We start from the raw sequence: 2,187 nt of genomic DNA on the forward strand, positions 1-2,187 counted from the left end.
GCATGGGGGTCCGGCCGCTCTTCTATACAAGGCAGGGCGAACGGCTTTACTTCGCCTCGGAGGTCAAGGCGCTCCTCCAGGCCCCGGGCGTCGCGGCCGAGATTGATCCGGTCGCACTCGACCAGATCTTCACGCTCTGGGCCCCGATCGCGCCGCGCACGCCCTTCCGCAACATCTACGAGATCGAACCCGCAAGCCTGATGATCGTGCAAGAGGGCAGCGTCTCGACCCGGCCCTACTGGAGTCTGGAGTATCCCGACCGGGACGCGCCGCCCCGGCACGGGGACGAGCGTGCCGCGGCCGAGGAACTGCGCGCCCTCCTTACGGAGGCGACCCGCATGCGCATGCGCGCCGATGTGCCAGTCGGCGCCTATCTGTCTGGCGGCCTCGATTCCTCCATCACATCGGCGCTGGCGGCGGGCATGGCGCCGGGTGGCCTCAGGACCTTCTCGGTCACCTTCGATAGCGCCGAACATGACGAGAGCCCCTTCCAGATCGAGATGGCCCGTGCGCTCGGCACGCATCACAGCGCCGTCGCCTGCGGGGAAGGCGATATCGCCGCCGTCTTCCCTGACGTTATCCGCTTCACCGAGCGGCCGATCCTGCGCACTGCCCCTGCCCCGCTCTACAAGCTCTCGAGCCTCGTGCGCGAGGCCGGCTTGAAAGTGGTGCTGACGGGCGAAGGCGCCGACGAAGTCTTTGCCGGCTACGATATTTTCAAGGAGGCCAGGGTTCGGCGCTTTTGCGGGAGACAGCCCGGCTCCCGCATCCGGCCGCATCTGTTCCGCAAGCTCTACCCCTATCTTCCGGGCCTAAGGCAGCAATCGGCCGAGTACCTGTTCTCCTTCTTCGGGGCTAGCGGCGCGACGCTTGACGATCCGCTGTTCTCCCATCGGCCGAGGTTCGACGGCACGGCGGCGACGAAGCTGTTCTACTCGGGCGATCTGCGTGCCACATTGTCCGGATATGACGCCGCCGAGGAGCTCGCCGCGCGGCTGCCCGAGGCGTTCGCCCGCTGGCATCCCTTGCATCAGGCGCAATATCTGGAAGCCCGCTTCCTTCTCCCTGGCTATATCCTGTCCAGCCAGGGCGACCGCATGGCGATGGCCCACGGCATCGAGGGCCGCTTTCCCTTCCTCGACCATCATCTGGTCGAGTTTGCCGCCGGCCTTCCTCCCGAGATGAAGCTGAAGGGGCTCGTGGAGAAGCATATTCTGCGGGAGGCGACCAAAGACCTGCTGCCGGCCGCCATCGGCCGGCGGACCAAGCAGCCCTATCGCGCACCGGATAGCCAGTCCTTCGTTGGGCCGGGCACGAGGGACTATGTCCAGTCGGCCCTGGGCGACGCCGCAGTCAGCGCCGGCGGGCTCTTCAATCCGAAGGCAGTGGCAAAACTACATGAGAAATGCAGCCGCCAGCCGGCCTCCGGCTTTCGCGACAACGCGGCCTTTGTCGGCATCCTGTCGACGCAGCTGTGGCTGACGACTTTCACCGGCACAGGCATTTGCAACGCAAAGGCCGCCTGACACCACCAAGGAAAGCGAACGACATGACCGATACGATCCAAGACGCAGTGAAGGCCTTTGTCATCGAGAACTTCCTGTTCGGCGACACCACCCACGCCCTCGCCGATACGGACTCGCTGATCGAGAACGGCATCATCGATTCGACCGGCGTTCTGGAACTGGTGGCCTTTATCGAGGACCATTGCGGAATCACAGTTGCGGACGCCGATATCGTGCCGGCCAACCTCGATTCACTGGCGCGCATCACGGCCTTCATCACAGCGAAGACCGCATCGCTCGTCGCGGCGTGACGGCTGGCAGCGGAAGGCCCGAGCTCATGCGGGTCGAGCAATTCCTCATCACGAACGCGGCCGCGCATGGCGCGAAGACGGCGCTTGTCACCGACCGGGAGCGGTTGCGCTATGACGAGCTCGACGATCTGTCGAACCGGCTTGCGACCGCTCTCGCCGAGAATGGCGTGCAGCGCGGCGACCGCGTTCTCGTCTTCATGGACAATTGCTGGGAAGCCGCCGTCTCGATCTTCGCGGTTCTCAAGGCGGGCGCGACCTTCAGCCCGATCAACGCCTCCACCAAGGCCGACAAGCTCGCTTATGTCATCGACGATTGCGAGGCTGCGGCGATCCTGACTCAGGCCAAGCTGATGCCTGTCGTGATCCAGGCG

The 2,187-nt window shown here is 65.0% G+C and carries 3 protein-coding genes; all 3 read left to right on the plus strand.

Going from position 1 to position 2,187, the window contains the following annotated elements:
* Positions 1 to 1,526 (plus strand): asparagine synthase (glutamine-hydrolyzing) (asnB, locus tag EN991_RS33440; protein WP_127370334.1); only part of this gene is annotated, 1,526 nt, incomplete at its 5' end.
* A 23-nt stretch (positions 1,527 to 1,549) separates the two neighbouring features.
* Positions 1,550 to 1,816 carry an acyl carrier protein gene (locus tag EN991_RS33445; RefSeq protein WP_013525356.1) on the plus strand — a complete coding sequence of 89 codons (267 nt, stop codon included), beginning with the start codon at positions 1,550 to 1,552 and terminating at the stop codon, positions 1,814 to 1,816.
* A gap of 26 nt (positions 1,817 to 1,842) precedes the next feature.
* Positions 1,843 to 2,187, plus strand: a 345-nt coding sequence (locus EN991_RS33450; RefSeq protein ID WP_164769565.1) for an AMP-binding protein, incomplete at its 3' end; no start/stop codon positions are given.

The sequence above is a fragment of the Mesorhizobium sp. M7A.F.Ca.US.005.03.2.1 genome, from assembly GCF_003997795.1.
GTDB lineage: Bacteria > Pseudomonadota > Alphaproteobacteria > Rhizobiales > Rhizobiaceae > Mesorhizobium > Mesorhizobium ciceri.